26 protein-coding genes are annotated in these 19,446 nt (G+C 33.9%); 19 read left to right on the top strand and 7 right to left on the bottom strand.

All coding sequences use genetic code 11. From position 1 onward, the window contains the following. Positions 1-3 precede the first annotated feature (3 nt). Positions 4-147, top strand: a complete 144-nt coding sequence (locus EAG08_RS23005) for a helix-turn-helix domain-containing protein (RefSeq protein WP_317126288.1) — start codon at positions 4-6, stop codon at positions 145-147. 452 nt (positions 148-599) lie between these two features. On the opposite strand, the gene EAG08_RS20740 is transcribed toward EAG08_RS23005, so the two are convergent. The 4 genes from EAG08_RS20740 to EAG08_RS20725 form a co-directional block, all read right to left on the bottom strand. Beyond that, a complete protein-coding gene (locus tag EAG08_RS20740; protein ID WP_129537108.1) occupies positions 600-1,184 on the bottom strand; it encodes a nucleosidase in 585 nt (194 codons plus the stop codon). 24 nt (positions 1,185-1,208) lie between these two features. Further along, positions 1,209-1,907: a DsbA family protein gene (locus EAG08_RS20735; protein ID WP_129537107.1), complete on the bottom strand. Its 699-nt coding sequence runs from the start codon at positions 1,905-1,907 to the stop codon at positions 1,209-1,211. A gap of 76 nt (positions 1,908-1,983) precedes the next feature. After that, the gene (locus tag EAG08_RS20730) at positions 1,984-3,150 is read right to left on the bottom strand and encodes an MFS transporter (protein WP_129537106.1); all 1,167 of its coding nucleotides are present in this window, start codon (positions 3,148-3,150) and stop codon (positions 1,984-1,986) included. 9 nt (positions 3,151-3,159) lie between these two features. Beyond that, a complete protein-coding gene (locus EAG08_RS20725; RefSeq protein WP_228446672.1) occupies positions 3,160-4,164 on the bottom strand; it encodes an alpha/beta hydrolase in 1,005 nt (334 codons plus the stop codon). A gap of 91 nt (positions 4,165-4,255) precedes the next feature. On the opposite strand from EAG08_RS20725, the gene EAG08_RS20720 reads away from it, so the two are divergent. Next, complete coding sequence (locus EAG08_RS20720; protein ID WP_129537105.1) at positions 4,256-4,651, top strand: winged helix-turn-helix transcriptional regulator; 396 nt, start codon at positions 4,256-4,258, stop codon at positions 4,649-4,651. A 35-nt stretch (positions 4,652-4,686) separates the two neighbouring features. Here the strand turns inward: EAG08_RS20720 and EAG08_RS20715 are convergent, their stop codons facing one another. Beyond that, on the bottom strand, positions 4,687-5,883 hold the full coding sequence (locus EAG08_RS20715) for an MFS transporter (RefSeq protein WP_129537104.1): 1,197 nt from the start codon (positions 5,881-5,883) through the stop codon (positions 4,687-4,689). Positions 5,884-6,030: 147 nt separating this feature from the next. On the opposite strand from EAG08_RS20715, the gene EAG08_RS20710 reads away from it, so the two are divergent. From EAG08_RS20710 to EAG08_RS20680, 8 genes are all read left to right on the top strand, one after another. Continuing rightward, on the top strand, positions 6,031-6,249 hold the full coding sequence (locus EAG08_RS20710; RefSeq protein ID WP_129537103.1) for a hypothetical protein: 219 nt from the start codon (positions 6,031-6,033) through the stop codon (positions 6,247-6,249). A 12-nt stretch (positions 6,250-6,261) separates the two neighbouring features. Beyond that, complete coding sequence (locus tag EAG08_RS20705; protein ID WP_129537102.1) at positions 6,262-7,185, top strand: alpha/beta hydrolase; 924 nt, start codon at positions 6,262-6,264, stop codon at positions 7,183-7,185. A gap of 321 nt (positions 7,186-7,506) precedes the next feature. Next, positions 7,507-7,803 carry a GNAT family N-acetyltransferase gene (locus EAG08_RS20700; protein ID WP_129537101.1) on the top strand — a complete coding sequence of 99 codons (297 nt, stop codon included), beginning with the start codon at positions 7,507-7,509 and terminating at the stop codon, positions 7,801-7,803. A gap of 20 nt (positions 7,804-7,823) precedes the next feature. After that, positions 7,824-7,952 (top strand): GNAT family N-acetyltransferase, encoded by a 129-nt coding sequence (locus EAG08_RS23205; protein WP_129537308.1) that lies wholly within the window; start codon positions 7,824-7,826, stop codon positions 7,950-7,952. A gap of 31 nt (positions 7,953-7,983) precedes the next feature. Next, on the top strand, positions 7,984-9,036 hold the full coding sequence (locus EAG08_RS20690; protein WP_129537100.1) for a serine hydrolase domain-containing protein: 1,053 nt from the start codon (positions 7,984-7,986) through the stop codon (positions 9,034-9,036). 49 nt (positions 9,037-9,085) lie between these two features. After that, positions 9,086-10,141 (top strand): serine hydrolase domain-containing protein, encoded by a 1,056-nt coding sequence (locus EAG08_RS20685; protein WP_129537099.1) that lies wholly within the window; start codon positions 9,086-9,088, stop codon positions 10,139-10,141. Between the two features lie 8 nt (positions 10,142-10,149). Further along, a complete protein-coding gene (locus EAG08_RS22805; RefSeq protein WP_262696766.1) occupies positions 10,150-10,440 on the top strand; it encodes a serine hydrolase in 291 nt (96 codons plus the stop codon). A gap of 47 nt (positions 10,441-10,487) precedes the next feature. Continuing rightward, the gene (locus EAG08_RS20680; protein ID WP_262696765.1) at positions 10,488-11,045 is read left to right on the top strand and encodes a class A beta-lactamase-related serine hydrolase; all 558 of its coding nucleotides are present in this window, start codon (positions 10,488-10,490) and stop codon (positions 11,043-11,045) included. Between the two features lie 27 nt (positions 11,046-11,072). Here EAG08_RS20680 and EAG08_RS20675 read toward each other — a convergent pair whose 3' ends face one another. Then, a complete protein-coding gene (locus tag EAG08_RS20675) occupies positions 11,073-11,987 on the bottom strand; it encodes a helix-turn-helix domain-containing protein (RefSeq protein ID WP_129537098.1) in 915 nt (304 codons plus the stop codon). A 47-nt stretch (positions 11,988-12,034) separates the two neighbouring features. Further along, the gene (locus tag EAG08_RS20670) at positions 12,035-12,874 is read right to left on the bottom strand and encodes an SDR family NAD(P)-dependent oxidoreductase (RefSeq protein WP_129537097.1); all 840 of its coding nucleotides are present in this window, start codon (positions 12,872-12,874) and stop codon (positions 12,035-12,037) included. 201 nt (positions 12,875-13,075) lie between these two features. Between EAG08_RS20670 and EAG08_RS20665 the strand changes: the two genes are divergently transcribed. From EAG08_RS20665 to EAG08_RS20625, 9 genes are all read left to right on the top strand, one after another. Continuing rightward, positions 13,076-13,834, top strand: a complete 759-nt coding sequence (locus tag EAG08_RS20665; RefSeq protein WP_129537096.1) for a hypothetical protein — start codon at positions 13,076-13,078, stop codon at positions 13,832-13,834. 186 nt (positions 13,835-14,020) lie between these two features. Continuing rightward, on the top strand, positions 14,021-14,614 hold the full coding sequence (locus tag EAG08_RS20660; RefSeq protein WP_129537095.1) for a M23 family metallopeptidase: 594 nt from the start codon (positions 14,021-14,023) through the stop codon (positions 14,612-14,614). Between the two features lie 105 nt (positions 14,615-14,719). Next, complete coding sequence (locus EAG08_RS20655; RefSeq protein WP_129537094.1) at positions 14,720-15,280, top strand: Crp/Fnr family transcriptional regulator; 561 nt, start codon at positions 14,720-14,722, stop codon at positions 15,278-15,280. A 67-nt stretch (positions 15,281-15,347) separates the two neighbouring features. After that, positions 15,348-15,677: a DMT family transporter gene (locus tag EAG08_RS20650; RefSeq protein ID WP_129537093.1), complete on the top strand. Its 330-nt coding sequence runs from the start codon at positions 15,348-15,350 to the stop codon at positions 15,675-15,677. 271 nt (positions 15,678-15,948) lie between these two features. Further along, entirely contained in the window at positions 15,949-16,191 is a 243-nt protein-coding gene (locus tag EAG08_RS20645) for a hypothetical protein (protein ID WP_129537092.1), read from the top strand. Positions 16,192-16,450: 259 nt separating this feature from the next. Beyond that, positions 16,451-16,957: a DUF2071 domain-containing protein gene (locus EAG08_RS20640; RefSeq protein ID WP_228446671.1), complete on the top strand. Its 507-nt coding sequence runs from the start codon at positions 16,451-16,453 to the stop codon at positions 16,955-16,957. A 357-nt stretch (positions 16,958-17,314) separates the two neighbouring features. Continuing rightward, on the top strand, positions 17,315-18,319 hold the full coding sequence (locus tag EAG08_RS20635; RefSeq protein WP_129537091.1) for an SDR family NAD(P)-dependent oxidoreductase: 1,005 nt from the start codon (positions 17,315-17,317) through the stop codon (positions 18,317-18,319). Between the two features lie 180 nt (positions 18,320-18,499). Next, the gene (locus EAG08_RS20630) at positions 18,500-19,003 is read left to right on the top strand and encodes a hypothetical protein (protein ID WP_129537090.1); all 504 of its coding nucleotides are present in this window, start codon (positions 18,500-18,502) and stop codon (positions 19,001-19,003) included. 64 nt (positions 19,004-19,067) lie between these two features. Further along, a complete protein-coding gene (locus EAG08_RS20625) occupies positions 19,068-19,379 on the top strand; it encodes a hypothetical protein (RefSeq protein ID WP_129537089.1) in 312 nt (103 codons plus the stop codon). Positions 19,380-19,446: the final 67 nt, after the last annotated feature.

Below are 19,446 nucleotides of genomic sequence, written 5' to 3'. Positions count from 1 at the left end.
GATATGGCGAAAGAGAAGATTTTTGACATCGACAAATCAATCAGTCAGGTGGCGTACGATTTGGGATTTAAATATCCGCAGCATTTTACGAGACTGTTTAAGCAGAAAGTTGGAGTTTCGCCTTTGGAATATCGAAATTTGAATTGATTATTAAAAATACTTTCCTGTTTTTATTCTTTAGATAAAATCTCACTAATAATCCCATCACCAAGCCTATAAAAATACTTGCTAATATCTGATAATTGTTTACTTCGTACATAATTATTTCTTTTCCGCATAGATAATAAGATTTTTTTTTAAACAAGAATACTGACTAAAAACAGTATAATTTATTACGTGAAACTGCACAATCCGCTGAAAAGGAAACATACTTTACAAATCTTTTTTTGTTTCACACAAATATAACAAAAAAGCCACCTACAAAAGATGGCTTACTTTTTCTAGGAAATAAGGTCTACTTCGAACTCTGCTAACCAATTTGTTAAATTGAGACGGTAGTTCTTTAATTATTTTAATGAACTGATCCAATTTCATATTTTAGAAATAAAAAAGGCTTTACAATAATAGAAAAACCTGATTTCTTTTTAAAAATATCAAAATTAATCATTGAACAAAAGTTTTCTAAACGCTTCTGAAGCCAAAAGAACCTGCACCGACCAGTCATCAGCAGCATCGCTTCCGGCATCATCTGAAATGTATTTTAAACATAAAAAAGGAATATTTTCCTGCATGGCAATGAGAGCCAACGGATACGCTTCCATGTCGATGACATTATATTCTGTGTTGATGTGATTCATCTCAAAACTATCGCCGCTGCCGCAAATTCCTTCTTCCACGCCCTCCATTTTTAAACCGTTTTCAAGAATGATTGGGATATTGGATAACGGAGTTTCAAATTTTTTAAAACCTAAACCCTGCGCATCCATATCTCGCTGGATAAACTTTGTGCAGCAGATAATCTCACCTTTATGAAAACCTACTCCACCCGCCGAGCCAAGATTCACAATTAACTTAGGTTTTCTTCTGATGATTTCTTTGGTCAGTTCAATCGCTGCACTTACTTTTCCGATTCCGGTGATGAGTTTTTGGGTGTGATCAAAGGCTTTTCCGGCTTCAGAATCTAAAGCGAAAACAAAAAGGGTATCTTCAACTGCAAACGTGGTTTGATTATTTATTTTTATCATTTTTAAATTGAAAAATAGCTTAGATTAAATACTGCAACCGTCTGCGTCACAAGACAAATCAGAATCTGTAGGACTTTTAAAAGGCTTCACTGTTTCATTATACGTTTGAGTTAAAGCTTCTTCAAAAAGTTCTGCCGGCTGAGCTCCTGAAACGGCATATTTTCCGTTTAAAATAAAGAAAGGGACTCCGGTAACGCCATTGTTGCGACCTTCCGTCACATCTTGATTCACTTCGTTATCAAATTCTTCAGAACTAAGTGTTTGCAATGCTTCGGCTTTATTGATGCCTAATTTTTCGGCTAAATTTGATAGGACTTCTACGCTACCTACATTTTCACCATTTAAAAAATGAGCTTTGAATAATTCTTCTTCCATCTCTGAAGATTTACCGTGCTTTTTAGCTAAATGAAGAATTTTGTGTGCAGGAAATGTATTGGTAATTAATGCTTTTTCAAAATTAAAATTAATACCAGAAGCTTTTCCCATATTTACAACCTGAGCGGTCATCTGCTTTGCCTGTTCTTCAGGAAAACCTTTCTTCTCTCTGAAATATTCTGCCGTAGTTTTTGTTTCAGCAAGTTCTAAAGTGGGATCAAGCTGAAAACTCTTCCATTCCACTTCTACTTCATCTTTAAACGGCAGTTTTTCTAATGCCTGCTCAAAATTTTTCTTCCCGATATAACAGAACGGACACATCACGTCTGACCAGATTTCTATTTTCATTGTATATAAATTTTAATGAAATTATTATTTTGTCAAAGTTAGCTGATCTCTTTCATTGTAAAAAAATTATGACGATTTATTCTTTGCATAACTGTGGTAATTCTTGTTTTCGTTCCAGTATTTTTCTGACCGCAATCATTAAGAAAGCGAGCAGACCAAAAATAAAACCGATCCACGGATTATATTCAACGCCTTTAGTCATAATCATCCATCCGCCAAGCGTAGTTCCCAAGGTAACTCCCAAATTCCCGAATGAGGTGGCGAGACTGTTGGCAAATTCCATAGATTGGGGCACAGATGAAATCATATAAGTGGAAGCATTCAGAAAACTCGGAGAATATAAAAATCCCCAAATCCCGATAACCACCATATTGGCTAGAAGATTACTCCCTGAAAAATATAATAAAACAGGCATGATGAGTGTTCCCGAAAGAAAAAATGCTGTGGTATTTGTGATATTTTTACTTAGCATTTTTCCTGCAATCCAATTCGCAAATACACCAATAATTCCGAAAACAAAAAGCATATAGCTCACCATCGTGGTATCCATTCCTTTTGCTTTATTAAGATAATCTGCAAAATAGCTGTAGGTAGAAAACCATGCGGTAATCATAAAAAAATTCATGGCAGTGCTGACGATAAAAGTTGGTTGAACTAAGATTTTCAATTGGCTGGAGTACGATTTTTTTCCCTTTACAGGTAATGAAGGCAGTGAAAAGTAAATGATGACTAAGGCAATTAAACTTACAATGGTCTGAACCATAAACGACGATTCCCAGGATGAGATACCGGAAAGCCAGGTTGCAAAAGGTACCGTGGTGACCATTGCAATTGCCACTCCACTGAAAACAATGCTCATCATTTGATTTTCATGCTTTTTATCAACCTTTGATATGGCGACAGACAATGCCGTTGCAATGTAGACCGGCTGCAGAAATGCTGGAAGTATTCTTACCAACATCAGCAACCAAAACGGTGGAGATAACGACGAGACAATTCCGGTAACCAGAAAAATAGAAATAGCAGTCAGCATTACTTTTCTGCGGTCAAATCCTGATGTCAGCAAAGTCATAAAAGGACCTGTCAGCGCAATAATTAATGCAAAAGCACTTAATAAATATCCAGCTTTGTCGATGCTGATCTTATAATGCTCGGCGATTTGAGGTAAAATTCCAAGGACTCCAAATTCGGTTGTAATCACTGCGATAAATCCTAAACATCCTATATATGCGTACTTCTTCATTGTCAATTTTTATTTTTCTAAATTTTGGGTTGCAAATTCTGCGATTTCTTTTACAGCTGACTGTACTTCCGGAAGAATAGTTCCCATGTGCATAAAACCATGAACCATATCTTTGTAAAAAGTAGTTTTTACTGAAATTCCTGATTTTTTCATGTTTTGAGCCAATTGTTCACCTTCATCTCTTAATGGATCGTGCTCTGCGAGAATAACTAATGTGGGTGGTGTTTCCTTAAAATCCGTCATTAAAATTGGAACAGCTGAAGGATTTTTTTGATCTTCATCAGAAGAAAGGTACCATTTCCAGGCTTGTATTCCCCATTCTTTGTTCAAAACAGGACCATCTTTATACGTTTCCCAAGATTGAGTACTGAGCGTATGATCTGAAGCAGGATAAATTAAAACCTGAAACTTCAACTGATTTCCCATTTCTGTTGCTAAAGATGTTGTCAACGTTCCACCTGCGCTGTCACCGACAATCCCTATCTTCTGCTGATCGATTCCTAACCTTTCTGCATTTTCTATAAGCCATTTCGTAGCCTGTTTACAATCATTTAATCCCGCAGGAAAAGGATGTTCAGGCGCCAGACGATAATCTGCAAACAAAATAACCGCTCCGGTCGCATTGGCAATTTGACGTACAATTGCGTCATGGGTTTCAAATCCACCGGAAATAAACCAACCCCCGTGAATGTAAATGATCGCCGGAGATTTTGACACGTTTCCTTTTGGCTTGTATAATCTGACAGGTATTTGATGATTATCTGCGGGAATACTTAATTCCTCGATGATGGTTACTTTCTCTTTTTTACCGCTCATCTGTTGAGCCATCGTTTCGTAATTTTTTCTACTGATATCTAAAGGACTTTTACCTTGAAACACCTCTATTTTCTGTAAATGATTTAAAACTTCACTTATTTGTGGCGTCAATTCCATTTCTGATTTCTTTTTAGTTTTACTGATACTTTTGCAGGAAATAATTCCCAGAATAATGAGTGTAAATAATATTTTTCGCATGTTTCTCTGTTTTAACAGTGCAAAATTAATCTGAAGACTTAAATTTGCATAGTACACAGCTAAATGTTTGGTACTAACAAATTTGTAAGTAATGGGAAACAGAAAGGAAAATTCAACGAATAGCATTAATGAACAGTACATTACGCAGGAATGCGATTTAACCTATGCGGTATGCAAAATTGGTGGAAGATGGAAGCTGTTAATACTGTGTAAACTGGAAAACGGAAAATTACGCTTCAGTGAAATCCGAAGAAAAATTTCCGGAATTACAGAAAGAATGCTCACTCTTCAGCTAAGAGAAATGGAAAAAGAAGGATTGGTAAAAAGAACTGTTCATGCAGAAGTTCCGCCACGAGTTGATTATGAATTGACCGCAATCGCCGAAGAACTGGTTCCGATCTGGAAGCAGCTTGATCATTGGGGCAAAAAGCATCGAGAATTAATTCAGGGGCAAGTGGTCAACGTACAATGTAACGAAGAAAATTAAAGAATTTTTTTAAAATATTTAAGCTCAATAGTATTTTAATCAGTTTGATTGTGATAGCTCACTCTTTTACTGAAAACTAAGTGTGCTACTAATGCAAGAACTCCCATAATAACCCCCACAGTACAAACTCCCTCCCACTGCGCATATTGCCATGCTAAAGAAGCCAGCCATGTCCCTAAAGATCCACCGATGAAATAAGAAACCATATAAACGGTATTCAAGCGGTTAACTGCAGTAGTTTTCAGTAAAAAATAATTGGTTTGGTTCATAATGTGGCTCGACTGCACACCCAAATCAATCAGGATAACGCCAACAATCAATCCCCAATAGGTGTTTCCTGCAAAATAGGTAAATCCCCAACTTCCGATTAAAATCAACAGAGCGTATAAGATGATTCTGTTTAAAGAAATGCTCTTTTGCAACTTTCCGACTTTAGCGGCAGCCAATGCACCAACTGCTCCGGCTAAACCAAAACTTCCGACTACAGATGCTCCCACCTCAAACGGCGGTCTTTCCATGTGAAAAACCAAGGTTGTAAACAGTGCGCACATCGACCCGAAAGCCATTGCCCCACGGAAAGAGGCTAACTGTAAAACAGGCTGAGTTTTGGCTAAATGGGCTACAGACCTCATCAATTCAATATACGTTCCTTTGAAATTGGGTTGTAAAACAGGAAGCATTTTGTAGACGAAAAGCCAAACCAATAGCATGAGTCCTGCTGCGATTCCGTACATCGTGCGCCATCCCCACAGTTCTCCTACAATTCCCCCAACAAATCTTGAAAGCAAAATTCCGAGTAATAACCCTGAAACGACCAATCCTATATTTCCGGATTTTTTTTCTTCTGAGGATAATTCAGCCGCTATCGGAACAAATAACTGAGGAATTACCGATGTAATTCCTATCAGCAAACTCGCTACGTATAACATCCAGACTTCCGTGGCAAATGTCATCCACAATAATGCTCCAAAAACCAAAAGCAGATCGATTAAAATCAGTTTTTTACGCAGAAACTTATCTCCCAAAGGCACAATCAGCAATAATCCGAAGGCATAACCCAATTGGGTAAGAACAGAAATTTTTCCCGCTGCAGTTTCTGAAATATTAAAATCTTTAGAAATAAGTCCAAGCAAAGGCTGATTATAATAATTATTGGCAACTACAAGTCCGGAAATAACGGCCATAAGCCAAACCACGGTTTTTGAAATACGTGAAGTAGATGAATCGAGCATTAAAGTTTTTATTTGAAATCTTTTTAAATGAAAAAACTGAGTAAAGGTAGGCATTGTGTAATTATTTTCCTGATCGAATCATTGAAAAAGATAAAATCTATGAGACTGGTTTAGTCATTAAAATCTTATATTTGGATACCCAATATTATGACAAATGATCACAAAAAAGAAAACGTTTATTATTCTCTTTGCACTTCTCTGCAGCAATATATTTTCCCAGAACAAAAAACGAATTTAGAGTTAAGAAATACTCTTGAAAAAATCATTTCAAGTAAAAAAGCTGATGTAGGAATTTTAATTATCGGAACTCAAGACGATATAGTTTTGATTAAAGCTGATAATTTTTATTTAAATAAAAAAGACTAATATATTTAAAATATGAACCGAATAATTCTATTAATTTTCAGTTTAGTAACATTTGCTCTACATGCTCAAACCTCAACAATTTATTCAAAATCTTACGGGAAAAACACAAATCCGGCAATCATTTTCATTCACGGTGGACCGAGTGGAAACGCTACCCTATTCGAAGGTACAACAGCACAGAAGTTAGCAGATAAAGGTTTTTATTTGATTGCCTACGATCGTCGTGGTGAAGGCCGTTCAATCGACAGTGCGGCAACATTTACTTATGAGGAAGCGAGGAAAGATTTAAACGAAATTTATAAGCTATACAACATCAAAAAGGCAAATCTGATTGCTCATAGTTTTGGAGGTTTAGTTGGAACAATTTTCACAGAGCAAAATCCTGAAAAAGTAAATGCATTAGTGCTTGCAGGAGCTCTATTTTCACAGCAAGAAACTTATGATCATATTTTAAGTACAACCAAAGCAATTTACAAAGAGAAAAATGATAGCCTGATGCTTTCTAAAATTATTGACATTGAAAGTTTAGATAAAAACTCCGCGGCGTACCGAAAACAATGCTTTGAACTGGCAGGTCAAAATAATTATTTTAAAATGCCATATCCAACAACCGAAGCAAATAATCTTCGAAATGGCTATGAACAAAGTGATTTCTTTAAAAATAACATCCGAAATTCTCAGGCACCGATTCTGTTTTACAAAAATGAAATCAGGAATAATATCGACACCAAACCCATCTTAAAAAAGCTGAAAAATCAAATAAAATTATTTGCGATTTATGGAAAGCAGGACAACATATTTTCTGAGAAGCAATTGAATGATCTACAAAAAATCGTCACCAAAAAGAATTTCAAAATCATAGAAAACTGTTCGCATTATCTCTTCGTAGATCAACAAGAAATATTTATTGAAACCATCGAGAAGTGGCTCAAATAAAAACTGCCTTCAGCAAATTTATTTGGCCAAATAGTAATTGAAAATGATAGATTAAGTATATGAATTTAGACTTTACATTTTACAATTTTCCTCCTGGTTATGGTAGCCATACTTTTATAATATTAAACAAGACAAAAATGAATTTCGACTTTAGTAAAAACTATATTTTAGAAAATGAATGGATAAGATTAAACTGAGTATTTTAAAAAATGAGTGGAATGATGATGTAAAATCTAAACTTAAAAACAGTATTGAAAAATAAAACTTTAATACAAGCGTAAAAACAGTATTCCTAAATTATATAAGCTTAGATTTTAAAATATGAACATACTAAAAGCAGAAACTGAAGACAGTGAATTACTGACAACCATCACCAAAAGCTCAAAAGCCTATTGGGGATTTTCGGAAGAAATATTGAAAGAATGGGAACATTTACTTAGCATTTCAAAAGATTACATCGAAAAAAACATGGTCTATAAATTGGTAGAAAACGAAAACATTATAGGATATTATTCCTATTTTTCAATTGATGAAAAAACAATTAAACTTGATAATCTTTTTATCCTGCCAGAGTTTATTGGAAAAGGATTTGGAAAAACTTTAATGAATGATTTTTAGAAAAAGCCAACCGATTAGGAATAAAAAAAATAACACTCGATGCCGAACCTAATGCGAAAAACTTTTACAAAACTTTTGGATTTCAAACCGTCGGACAGCTCGAAAGTTCAATCAAAGACAGGTATTTACCGATAATGGAATTAGGTTAGGCAAAAATTCTCCAAAAAAGTAAGAAATTAAATGATACAATACACAAGAAGAACTTTCTCAATATTTGCGGTTCTATTAATTCTGACAAATAATTTATTTGCACAAAACGAGCAAATCAAACAAATCGATTCTTTGATAAAATCGTCCCACGAAATCGGTATTTTTAATGGGAATATTTTGGTCGCAAAAAACAACAAAATAATATACAACGCTTCCTTTGGATTTACTGATGGTACTAAAATGAATAAATTATCGACTGACTATAGGTTTAATATTGGTTCGATTACAAAGGAATTCAGTGCAGTTGCTTTGATGCAATTGAAAGAACAAGGCAAACTGACACTAAACGATAAGGTTTCCAAGTTCATTCCTGAATTGCCAAAATGGGCGAATGAAGTTTCGATTAAAGACTTATTGCAATACACCAGTGGAATACCAAACGTCAATTGGAAAAACATTAAAAATGACAAAGACCTATTTGATGGTTTAATGGATGTCGATTCACTCGATTTCAAACCCGGAACAGCCTACGATTACAACAACAATAATCTTTTTTTAAGACAGTTTATTGTAGAAAGGGTAACCAAAATGCCTTTTAAAGTTTACGTAGAAAAATTTATCTTTAAACCTTGTCAAATGACTTCATCCGTGATGACACCTTTCGAAAATGAAGGGAAAATTGCAAAAGGATTTAATAATAATTTGGTTCCGGACAAACCAGATTTGCCGATAACAGGCGGAACTTACCTCACAACGATTGATTTATTAAAATGGGCAAATTGTATATACCAAAATAAAATAATCAGCAAAAAATCACTTTACGAATTAGGTCAGCATTTTGATTTACCGGAAACTCAATCAGCATTGGGAGAAACAAAATTTAAAAATGAAAATCTAATCGAGCATTTACATGATGGAAGGGCGGGAAACTATGAAGCTATTTTAGTTTCTGATATGAATGAAAAGTTTACCGTAATTTTATTGGACAATAATTATAATGGAAAAGTTTTTGAAATATCTGATGCCATCATCTCAATACTCAAAAACCAAAAATATTCTTTTCCCAAAAGAACAATTGACTAACAACTAATTACAACTACAAATTAACATTAAATAATTTCTCAAAACACAGATGAAAAACTTTTTCAAAATCACATTCTTCGCCGTAGCAAGTGTATTTACTTCATGCACCGCAGACGCACAGCAAAAAGACAATTATTCCTCAAAAATCGATAGCTTGGTAAAAGCTACCAACCCTCGAAGTTTCAACGGTGTGGTTTTCATCCAACAAAACGGAAGAATAAAGTATGAAAAAGCGTATGGCTATGTAGATTTTAATAAAAAAGCACCTCTGAAAATCTCTGATCGATTATCAACAATGTCCATCGCAAAACAGATTACTGCAACTCTTATTTTGCAGGAAGTAGAAAAAGGAACTATCGATTTACACAAACCCATTCGTAAATATCTGCCGGATTTTGATTATTCTTGGGCAGACACCATTACTGTTCATCACTTGCTGAATCATACTTCGGGATTATATAGCGATGATTTGAAGCCGAATTTGAAACTCAAAACGGGAAAAGAATTCAGCTATTCTAATGTCGGATATTCTGTCGCGGGAATGGTTTTGGAAAAACAAAGTGGGAAAAGCTATCAGGAACTGGTGACGGCCTTATTCAAAAAATGTAAAATGAGTAATAGCGCCTATCCGACAGAAAACAGCAGCAAACTTTTGACAAAAGGACACACCATTAGAAAAGACGGAACGTTTAAGCTGAATGAAAAATCAGATTTCAATGCATCAAATTATTTCGCAAGTCATTTAATTGTGACCGCACCAGACTTAGCTAAATGGAATGAATGTCTGCACAACGGAAAACTATTGAAACCGGAAACTTACAAATTGATGACCAATTATTCAACAACTGCCATCCATCAATTATTTAGTGAAAAGCCAATTGGTTATGGCTATGGTTTGAGAATCAATGATAAAGCTGACGTTTACGAAATTGGTCACACGGGTTTTCATCCTGGCGAAGGTTTTACTGCGGTCAATTTATACTATCCGAAAACTAAAACTAGCGTCATTGTCATGGAAAATCAAGCCAATGAAAATTTTGATATTGCTTATTATTTTGAGCAGGAAATCAGAAAGATAATGCTGGATTCTAAACTTTTGAAATAATATTTTCAATGAAAAAACTAATGTTAATTCTCAGCCTTTCTCTTTTCTCTGTTCAGACATTTGCTCAAAATATGGATGAACTTCGGAAAGAACTTAATGAAATCATCACAACAAAAAATGCAACAGTAGGCGTTTCAATAAAAGGAATTGAAAACAAAGACACCTTAAGCATTAATGGCAATATTAGTATGCCTATGATGAGCGTTTTCAAATTCCATATTGCGTTGACTGTTTTGAATGAGGTCGATAAGGGTAAACTCAATTTGAAACAGAAAATTTTCATTAAAAAGAAGATTTAAAAGAAGATACTTGGAGTCCGATTCGAGAAGAATTCCCTAATGGAAATATGGACTTGACTATAGACCAATTATTACGCTACACCGTTTCTCACAGCGATAATAATGGGTGTGACATTCTTTTGAAATTAATTGGCGGTACAGAAGCAGTTCAGAAACTCATCAATAAAAATGGAATAAAAGATTTCACCATCAAAGTGAATGAAGAACAAATGCGGACTTGGGAAAATCTTTACATCAATACAACAACGCCGATTGCTACGACAGAATTATTAGAAAAATTCTACAAAGGAAAAGTGCTGAAAAAAGCCACTACAAAATATCTCTATCAAATAATGGTGGAATGTTCCCGTGGAATTACCTGGATGAAAGCCGGACTTCCTGAAGGAACAGAATTGGCGCACAGAACAGGAATTTCCGGAACGAATGATGAAAATTTACGAGTTGCTATGAACGATATTGGGATTGTGAAACTTCCGAACGGAAATCATTTTATCCTTTCCGTTTATCTGAAAAACATTACCGAATCAAGGGAAGATACCGAGAAAATAATTGCAGATATTACACGACAAGTCTGGGATTTTTACAACCGTAAAAAGACTAAATGATTTATATTCTCAAATTAATTGCAGTTTTTAATTAAAAGACTTCCTGAATTCCAAAGGTGAAATCTCTGTTTTAGCTTTAAATAATTTGCTGAAAGACTGCGAATGTTCAAACCCTAATTCATAGGCAATTTCACTTATAGAAAGTTCAGTTGTTGATAGTTTTTCTTTTGCTTTTTCAATCAGTTTTTCGTGGATGTGTTGCTGTGTGGTTTGTCCGGTCAACTGCTTCAATAAACTTCCTAAATAATTGGTTGAAATATTCAGTTGCTCGGCAATAAAATTGGCAGTTGGTAATCCTTTATCCATCACATTTTCGTTAAAATAATCTTCAAGAATGATTTCTAATTTATCCAAAACCTGATGATTGGTCTTTTTTCTGGTGATGAATTGTCGCTGATAAAATCTTTCGCAATAATTTAAAATAACTTCAATCTGCGAAATAATGATATTCTGAGTGAATTGGTCAATTCCAGACTGGTATTCTTTCTCGATTCCTTTAAAAAGTCCGATCAAAGTCTCTTCTTCCTTTTCGGAAAGAAATAAAGCTTCGTTCACATCATAGCCGAAAAATTTATAATTGTTAATTGTTTTTGCCAAAGGTGTATTCCAAATAAAGTCAGGATGAAATGCCAAAAGATATCCTGAAGGCTTTGTTTCATATTTACTGATAACCATTTTGACAACCTGTCTCGGCGCGATAAAGCACATCAGACCTTCATCAAAATCGTACTGACTTTGCCCATAATGAAACTTCCCCTGAATGTCTCTTTTAAATCCCATAAAATACAAATCCTGAACCCAGCTGATTTCGGATTCCTCGATTTGATACTCTACCAAACTGTAGTCTACCAGACTGATGAGCGGGTGCTGAGGTTTTGGCAATCCTGAAATTCTGTGAAATTCAGAAATGGTATCAATGGTGTATAATTTTCTGTTATGCATAACTTTAAAATTAAAGGCAACAGCAAGAAACTGTTGCCTTTACAAATTTAATAATCTGTAGATGTACTTAGCGTTTTAAACTCAGAAATTTCACTTTGAAGCGCATTTAATTTGTTTCCGGCAATTCCAAATGCATCAGAACCTAAAACCAAATGCATCGGCGGATTTTCTAGTGCTACCAATTCCATCAATGCTACAGCTGCTTTTTCAGGGTCGCCCGGTTGATTTCCGTTGATGTCTTTTTCGTGCGCAGTCTGAAGTTGTCTTGCTACAGTATATTCTTCAATTTCAGTTTTCGGAGTTCTGAGTGAACAGCCCGTTAAGAAATCTGTTCTGAAATACCCAGGATAAACTACCGTTGCATTCACTCCAAATTCTTTCACTTCTGCAGCCAAAGCTTCTGTAAATCCTACAACTGCAAACTTAGTGGCGCAATAGATTCCCCATCCCGCAAATTCTCCTGTCAATCCGCCAATTGAAGCGATGTTGATGATGAAACCGCTTTTTTGTTCTCTTAAATAAGGCATCGTTTTTCTGATAATATTCAGAGAACCGAAAACGTTGGTGTCGAAGTTCTGACGGCTTTCCAAATCCGAAATTTCCTCTAAAGTTCCCAATTGACCATAACCAGCGTTATTCATTACAACATCCAGTTTACCGAATTTTTCTATTGATTTTGAAACTGCTGCTTCAACAGAGTTCTCACTAATCAAATCAACTTCAAGCGGAAGAAATGAATCGTTTTCTTCACTTATCGCTTTTTGAAGTTCAACAATATTCCTTGAAGTTGCTGCCACAGAATGACCTTCTGCCAATAATCTTTTGACTAAAGTTAACCCTAAACCTTTTGAGGCTCCTGTCACGAACCATACTTTTTTTGTGTCCATTTTTTGATTGTTTTTAATTGATTAATTTTCACAGTACAAAGGTGGAAAATCGGTGAAAGACCATTGTGCTTGAATCAAAGATTGTTGTAGCCAAATCAAAGGTGACGCATTTAATCAATTTCAAACATTTGTGATAAAAATTATTATTTTTGATAGTTTTTAAAGCTTTAAAATTTACTTTAGCAATACAATTAAAATTTAATGAGAAATTCACTTTTAATCATCATAGTTTTCGTCTCAAACTTATTGTATGCACAAGATGACAAGCTTAGTCAGGATAAAGCAGAGAAAATTCAAACTATAATTCATTTATTTAAAACTAAAAATATCGAGAGAATTTCTGAAATTGTCAACTATCCTTTGAGTAGAGAATATCCTTTAACCGATATAAAAAGTAAGCAGGAATTGATGAAAAGATTCAATGATATATTTGATCAAAGCGTTATTGATGAGATTTCAAAATCTAAAATAACAGATTGGGCTGAAGTGGGCTGGCGCGGGATTATGCTTCATCAAGGAACGATGTGGATCGATACAGACGGAAAAATAACTGCTTTAAATCATCAAAGCGTAACAGAAAAGAAACAACGTTTGAAATTAATCTCCGAACAAAAAGAAATGCTTCATTCATCTTTAAAATCATTTAAAAATCCTCAGTATAAATTTAAAACAAAGCATTATCTCATAAGAATTGACGAATTAGAAAACGGAAAATACCGATATGCTTCCTGGAAAAACAATCAAAATGAGTCTGCAAAACCTGACATCATTTTAATCAACGGAATTTTAGAATTCAGTGGAAGTGGCGGAAATCACACCATTACTTTTAAGAAAGGAAATTTTAAATATATCGTCTACAGATTTCATATCGGAGCGAGCGATACTCCGGAAATCAGTCTTTCCGTCGAAGAAAATAATAAAGAAATTCTCAATGAAGACGGTCAATTACTAGAAAAATAAAATGCAAATCTTAATGATTATGAATTTCAAAAAATATTATTTCTCATCTTAGTATTTTTAGGTTTTTACTTTACCAAAGCGCAGGAGTTCCCGAAGGAACAACTAAATCAATACACTCTAAATCACAGTGTAAATTATGGAAACGACACCTTAAGTATAAAGATTACAAATTCTTTATCAGCTCCATTGAGAGTCAATTTTGTTTTTCCTATTCTCAGTGATCAAAAAATAGTAACAGATAAATTACAGTTTACGATTTCTGAAAATTTTATTTTTGAAAAAAAGATTTTTGCTCCTGATTTACAAACTTCTCAAATTTCATTTACATACGACTGGGCATTTGGTGATGATAACAAAACCATCAAACAGAACAATCTTGCACTTCCCTTTCCTAAAGGAAACCAATACACTGTGATGCAATCAAACAATGGCAGTTTCAGCCACAATGATAATTATTCAAGATATGCTATTGATTTTGATATGAAAGTTGGTGATACCATTACAAGTGTCGATGACGGTTACGTCGTAGGAGTTATTAAAGATTATCAATTTGGCGGAAATGATATTAAATGGACACCCTACGCCAATTATATTACGATTTATCATCCTCACAGCGGGCTTTTCACACAATATGTTCATCTTAAACAGGATGGTAGTTTTGTGAAAGTTGGCGATATGGTAAAACGTAATCAACCGATTGGCCTAAGTGGAGAAACCGGGTATGTTTCGGGTGCGCACCTCCACTTTAACGTACTTGTTCCCGAAAAAATAAAACATTAATTTCAGTGCCTTTCAGTTTTGAGAATAATCTTGAAGCTAAAAGTTTAAAACGAAATATGAAAGTGAGAAAATAATGTGTAAGTTTATTTCATTCAAAAAACTGGTATGAATTCTTTGATTAAATTCCTTAAGAAATATGGCTCTATAAGCACAGAAACTGAAAATGAATTGCTAAAAAAGATTCAGTTAATCAATAAAAAGAAAGGCGATTTTTTTCTCAAACAAGGTCAGGTTACATCAAGTCTACTCATCATGGAAAAAGGTCTGATAAGAGCATTTTTCGTAAAAGATGACAAAGAATACAACAGCTGGTTTGCCATTGAAAATGAAATTATCTCATCTATTCTTCCTTTGTATGCAGGAAAACCGTCATTTGAAAACATTCAGTTTTTAGAAGACTCTACTGGATATTGGATTTCCGTTAATGACCTGAACGATTTATACAGAAAACATCCCGAACTTGAAAAGATAGGCAGGAAAATGGCCGAAGAGCTTTGTATTGTTTTGGAAGAAAGAATTACGTCTTTACATACAGAATCTGCTGAGCAGCGCTATCAGAATTTAGTAAAAAACCAACCACACTTACTACAAAGACTTAATCTTGGTCACATCGCTTCCTTTCTCGGTATCACTCAGGAAACATTGAGCAGAATCAGAAAACGGTAAAAAATTTTGATGTATATCAAAAAAATGAGGCATTCATCAATGTAATTTTGCAGTATAAATTTATAAAATGAAATATCTGTATCTAGCTGTAGCCATTATATTTGAAGTAATTGGCTCCAGCTTTTTGAAGGCTTCTGAAGGATTTACAAAATTAGTTCCGTCAGTAATCAGCATTACTACGCTTGTCATCTGCTTTTACACATTTTCTATAGCCATAAAGTATATTCCGCTTGGGATTGCTTATGCGAGTTGGGCAGGTTTGGGAATTATTCTTACCGCTTTGGTCTCTGTTTTTATATTTAAACAAAATTTAGATTTGCCTGCTATTTTAGGGATTATTCTTATCATTTGTGGTGTAATTGTGATCAATTTCTTTTCAAAATCTGCATCTCATTAATTAATTTTAAAATTTTATAAAAAGATTAACATCAGTTGAGCAAAACGTCGTGATTTCTTTTATTATTTTTAATTTTTAAAAATTAAATTTCAGATGAAAAAAATCGCTACTCTGTTTGCCCTTGCAGGAACCTATCACATCAATTATATCATTTGATGGTAAGACCTTTTCCCAAAAGAAAATGATGAAGAAAATGGAAAAGAAGCTAAAGAAAAATTACTAAAAGAAAACAATTACTTAGATATCAATTTGTACAGATAAAATTTAAATTATGAAGAAATTAATTACAATTACAGGAATATTTGCATTCTTACTCGTTTCTCAAAATGCTTTTTCTCAGGAAAAAAATGCAGCAATCAATGCGAATACAATTAAGAGGGACACTAAACAAAAAACAGTCATATATAATGGAAGTGTGAATTACAAATCAGAGTTTATTTCCTTTGATAATGCTGAGCAAGTGGTGATGGATGAAAATACAAGCACAATGAAAATTTACAATCCAAAAATTTAAAAGTCATCAGTGTCAAAACTCTTACGAAGCCTCAAAAAAAGAAAGTGATTTTATTACTTACAATTATAAAGAAAACACCATAATTTTATAAACGATTATTCTTAATAATATCAATGATATACAATAAAGCTTTAGAATAGTTTGGTTTTTATGATTAAATTATTCTAAAGCTTTATTGTTTTATCCTTTTTATAACTAAAAAAACTGTCCTTAAAGTAATCAATAGCTTTCATACGTTTTATTGATAAAAATACCAACTATGAAAATTCCTACCATTCACGGTTACATCGAACGCAGAATTTTAATTAATTTTACCGCGCATCCGAAAGATGTTGAAAAGATTTTACCTTTCCCTTTTCGTCCGAAAATTTACAAAGGCAAAGCAATTGTTGGGATTTGTTTAATTCGATTAAAAGATATTAAACCCAAAGGTCTTCCTGATTTTATAGGAATTAATTCTGAAAATGGTGCACACAGAATTGCTGTTGAATGGGATGAAGATGGCGAAGTAAAATCTGGAGTTTATATTCCTAGAAGAGATACTTCTTTACAGCTGAATACTTGGGTCGGCGGAAGAATTTTCCCCGGAAAACATTATTTAGCAAAATTCAATATCGATGAAAATGAAGGAAATTATCATGTATCTTTTAAAAGTTCGGATGATACAGAGATTTCAATTGATGCAAAGGAAACTGAAACATTTAATAAAGATTCCGTTTTTGAAAATTTAGAAAACGCTTCTGATTTTTTGAAAAAGGTGATTTAGGATACTCTCCAAACAAAGAAAAATTTGATGGTTTAAGACTCAATGCTTATGAGTGGAAAGTAAAACCGCTGCAGGTTTCAAATATAAAATCCAGTTTTTTTGAAGATGAGAAATTGTTTCCGAAAGGCTCAGTTCAATTTGATAATGCATTATTGATGAAAAATATTGAGCATGAGTGGAAAAGTGAAAGACCTATTTGATTGATGAATTACAAATTAAATTAAACAAAAAGACGAAAATTTTATCTAACTAAAATTTATAAAATTATTTTTTTCTAAATTAAATCTCAATTCATACCCTTTGGTGTAAAAATAGATAGCTTACAAGCATCAACCACAATCATCAAAATAATAAGGTATGAAATCAGAAAATATTTTAGAAAAAAGAAGTCTGCAAGGTAAAACGGTTGTCGTAACTGGAGGAAGCAGCGGAGTTGGTAGAGCTACCGTTGAAGCTTTTGCTTTAGAAGGTTGCAATATCGTCATCGCCGCCCGTGGACAGGAAGCTTTAGATGAAACTTTACACTTGTGTCAAGAGTTGGAAGTAAAAGCAATTGCAGTACCTACCGATGTATCCGTTGCCGAAGAAGTTGATCATCTTGTTAAAAAAGCAATTTTAGAATTCGGACGAATCGATATTTGGGTAAATAACGCAGGAGTGATGGCAAGCGGAAAATTCGAAGAAATCCCGATGTCACTGCACGAACAGGTCATTAAAACCAATCTTTTCGGGTATATGCACGGCGCATACAGCGTCCTCCCGATTTTTAAAGAACAGAATGAAGGTATATTAATCAACAATGTGTCTATTGGTGGATTTATGCCGGCACCTTACAGTGCAGTATACTCTTCTACAAAATTTGGTATCCGTGGAATGATGGAATGTCTTCAGGGTGAAATTTCAGATTTTGCAGATATCCATATTGCCAATTTATATCCGCAGATTCAACGGTCGACCGGTAATGCACATTCGGCAAAATATTCAGGATTAGATTTTAAAGTTCCGCCTTTTGCTTCAGACCCTCGTGATACTGCCGCTAAAATTATTCAATTGGCCAAAGAACCTAAAAAAGATTTATTCCCTGATTTTACATCAAAACTTCTTGTCAATGTATACGGAATGTTTCCTAAAGCTATCATCAACACCGCTTCTGCAGGAATGAGACTGATGATGAAACTTAAAAACGGTGAATCCACTTCAGGAAATGTTTTACAACCATCACCAGAACCCCACCAGATCTACGGAGAAACTTCCCTCCCTGTTCCTAACAAAAAGACAAAGATTGCTATGGTAGCCGGAGTCACCTTAGGCTTAGCCTATATGTTTTTTACTTCAAGAAAATCAGGTAGCAGTGAAAATTAAGTAAAACTTTTATAATTTGTAATAAAACGGAAATTTAAAAAAATTAAATAATATTCTTTTATCTTTGAAAATAAACGATTTATAGAATTGCTGTATTAATTCTTCGCAATTTCTCTGTTGATTACAATTACAATCTTTATTTTAGCTAAACATAATCAATTTAACACCATCTAAAAAGTTATGAAAAAGTACATTTTTTTAGGTTCATTATCATTTTTGTTAATGAATTGTAATAAAAAAGTTGAAGCAAACAAAGCAGTTGCAGATTCAGATTCTCTAACAGATACTACTTCAACTGTGATTGATACTTTAGGCTCCAAATCATTCTGTTATTTGGGCGTGACCGGTAAAGACAGTGTTTTTGTAAGCATCGATGATAATTTGGGTACTGTAACCGGAAAAATGAGATACAAAAACAGTGAAAAAGACAGTTCAAAAGGTGATTTAGCAGGATTCAAATCCGGAGATACGCTTAAACTGACTTACGAATTTGCATCAGAAGGAACTACCAGCAAAAGAGATATTTTCTTCATTCAAAAAGACGGAACCCTTCTAGAAGGCCTTGGAAATCAGAAAGATGAAAATGGAGAAATGAAGTATGCTAATGAAAAGAATGTTGCCTATAAAGATGGACAAAAATTTGAAGCTGCCGACTGCGCAATGGTTTCAAAAGCCTTAAAATAAAATCACCAATCAATCACTCTGCACAAAGCAGAAAATTATATATTAATAAGATAACCAAATCTTTATGCAAAATTTAAATGTTAAGCCATTTTCAAAAAATGACCTTATTGAAGGATTAAGAAAAAAATTCCCACAGTACAAAATTCAAACAAGTTTCGGAGCTTTACAAGTAAGAACCAGCGGTTTTACACTTACCGGAAATGTGAAAATAGATGCTTTCCCGGAATCTGGTAAAATTAAAACCACAACACAGTTGGATTCTGGTGTTTTTTTAATTTTCATGTTACCCATTGGACTTTATGTTTGGTCAAAGAAACAGAAAATAAAAAATTTAGAGAATGAAATTCTTGAAGGAATCAGCACTATTTTAAATTAAAATTTCCTCAAAAATCATAAAAAAATGCAACTCAATTCGGTTGCATTTTTTTATGATTTTTTTCAAC

It is taken from the genome of Chryseobacterium sp. 3008163 (genome assembly GCF_003669035.1).
In the GTDB taxonomy this organism is placed as follows: domain Bacteria; phylum Bacteroidota; class Bacteroidia; order Flavobacteriales; family Weeksellaceae; genus Chryseobacterium.
Note: the sequence above shows the minus strand (reverse complement) of the source record. Positions and strands in the feature narration are given on the sequence as shown.

Bases quoted from the DNA above. Each gene is read 5' to 3' on its own strand.
- EAG08_RS20645 (WP_129537092.1), top strand. From the start codon at position 15,949: ATGAAGAAATTAATTACAATTACAGGAATATTTGCATTCTTACTCGTT.
- EAG08_RS20710 (WP_129537103.1), top strand. From the start codon at position 6,031: ATGACAAATGATCACAAAAAAGAAAACGTTTATTATTCTCTTTGCACT.
- EAG08_RS20665 (WP_129537096.1), top strand. From the start codon at position 13,076: ATGAGAAATTCACTTTTAATCATCATAGTTTTCGTCTCAAACTTATTG.
- EAG08_RS20735 (WP_129537107.1), bottom strand. From the start codon at position 1,907: ATGAAAATAGAAATCTGGTCAGACGTGATGTGTCCGTTCTGTTATATC.
- EAG08_RS20650 (WP_129537093.1), top strand. From the start codon at position 15,348: ATGAAATATCTGTATCTAGCTGTAGCCATTATATTTGAAGTAATTGGC.
- EAG08_RS20725 (WP_228446672.1), bottom strand. From the start codon at position 4,164: ATGCGAAAAATATTATTTACACTCATTATTCTGGGAATTATTTCCTGC.
- EAG08_RS20655 (WP_129537094.1), top strand. From the start codon at position 14,720: ATGAATTCTTTGATTAAATTCCTTAAGAAATATGGCTCTATAAGCACA.
- EAG08_RS20685 (WP_129537099.1), top strand. From the start codon at position 9,086: ATGAAAAACTTTTTCAAAATCACATTCTTCGCCGTAGCAAGTGTATTT.
- EAG08_RS20700 (WP_129537101.1), top strand. From the start codon at position 7,507: ATGAACATACTAAAAGCAGAAACTGAAGACAGTGAATTACTGACAACC.
- EAG08_RS22805 (WP_262696766.1), top strand. From the start codon at position 10,150: ATGAAAAAACTAATGTTAATTCTCAGCCTTTCTCTTTTCTCTGTTCAG.
- EAG08_RS20720 (WP_129537105.1), top strand. From the start codon at position 4,256: ATGGGAAACAGAAAGGAAAATTCAACGAATAGCATTAATGAACAGTAC.
- EAG08_RS20630 (WP_129537090.1), top strand. From the start codon at position 18,500: ATGAAAAAGTACATTTTTTTAGGTTCATTATCATTTTTGTTAATGAAT.
- EAG08_RS20625 (WP_129537089.1), top strand. From the start codon at position 19,068: ATGCAAAATTTAAATGTTAAGCCATTTTCAAAAAATGACCTTATTGAA.
- EAG08_RS20705 (WP_129537102.1), top strand. From the start codon at position 6,262: ATGAACCGAATAATTCTATTAATTTTCAGTTTAGTAACATTTGCTCTA.
- EAG08_RS20670 (WP_129537097.1), bottom strand. From the start codon at position 12,874: ATGGACACAAAAAAAGTATGGTTCGTGACAGGAGCCTCAAAAGGTTTA.
- EAG08_RS20730 (WP_129537106.1), bottom strand. From the start codon at position 3,150: ATGAAGAAGTACGCATATATAGGATGTTTAGGATTTATCGCAGTGATT.
- EAG08_RS20675 (WP_129537098.1), bottom strand. From the start codon at position 11,987: ATGCATAACAGAAAATTATACACCATTGATACCATTTCTGAATTTCAC.
- EAG08_RS20690 (WP_129537100.1), top strand. From the start codon at position 7,984: ATGATACAATACACAAGAAGAACTTTCTCAATATTTGCGGTTCTATTA.
- EAG08_RS20715 (WP_129537104.1), bottom strand. From the start codon at position 5,883: ATGCTCGATTCATCTACTTCACGTATTTCAAAAACCGTGGTTTGGCTT.
- EAG08_RS20635 (WP_129537091.1), top strand. From the start codon at position 17,315: ATGAAATCAGAAAATATTTTAGAAAAAAGAAGTCTGCAAGGTAAAACG.
- EAG08_RS23005 (WP_317126288.1), top strand. From the start codon at position 4: ATGGCGAAAGAGAAGATTTTTGACATCGACAAATCAATCAGTCAGGTG.
- EAG08_RS20640 (WP_228446671.1), top strand. From the start codon at position 16,451: ATGAAAATTCCTACCATTCACGGTTACATCGAACGCAGAATTTTAATT.
- EAG08_RS20740 (WP_129537108.1), bottom strand. From the start codon at position 1,184: ATGATAAAAATAAATAATCAAACCACGTTTGCAGTTGAAGATACCCTT.
- EAG08_RS20680 (WP_262696765.1), top strand. From the start codon at position 10,488: ATGGACTTGACTATAGACCAATTATTACGCTACACCGTTTCTCACAGC.